Here is a 732-nt window from a genome sequence, read left to right as displayed (position 1 = left end):
ATAACACGTTTGCTACTATGCAAGCTAAGCTTAAATGTACCACTTAACACGGTAAACCCAAAGAAACCTAGAATGCCGAATGTAGCAAATCGTGTTGATGCAATTGTTATGTATACTGGTTATTGTTACATTGATTCTGACGATATTTAATGAACTCATCTCGCCAACTTTCTAATTTTGGAATAACTAGAGATAATGAAAGTTCGTTCTCAGAACATAAATGCGAAAGTATATTGGAAAGTGGATATTCAACAGACCCTGAAACATTCAAAACATCTTTAAACGTTTGTTGATCTATTTCACCTTCACCAAACCAATCCCATTCAGCTTCATGTTTCCACCAATTTGCAGCAAAATTGATTATCGCAATATAAGGAATACCTTTAGGTGATTTATTACCAAGGTTAAGAGCATTTTTTTTACTTACTTTAGAGTTAAACATCGTATCTGCTATATATTGCTGCATTGCAACGAAACCGATGCCAATAAAGTATTCAGCTCTATCATACAAACCAAGTGCGTCTGAATCCTCTGATTTATTACTTTCTAAAATTAGTGAGCTTAACTTTTGATCTAGCATCTCAAGCAACTCAGTTAACTCTCGAGTTTTGAGATCGCAAACCTGGCCTTTTTGAAAAATATACACTTAATTTCCTTCAGATTGTATACATAACGCCTGCATAACACGTTTATTACTATGCAAATATACTTGATATTGACGCCTTAAAACGA

Annotated in this window: 1 protein-coding gene; it reads right to left on the bottom strand. The window is 34.0% G+C overall.

Features of this window, described 5'->3' with window-relative positions; all coding sequences use genetic code 11:
- Window positions 1-106: 106 nt before the first annotated feature.
- A complete protein-coding gene (locus A6E03_RS17950) occupies window positions 107-646 on the bottom strand; it encodes a hypothetical protein (protein WP_065601437.1) in 540 nt (179 codons plus the stop codon).
- Between the last annotated feature and the right edge of the window lie 86 nt (window positions 647-732).

Origin of the sequence: Aliivibrio sp. 1S128 (assembly GCF_001691065.1) — a bacterium.
GTDB lineage: Bacteria > Pseudomonadota > Gammaproteobacteria > Enterobacterales > Vibrionaceae > Aliivibrio.
This window is presented reverse-complemented; position numbering and strand designations above follow the sequence as displayed.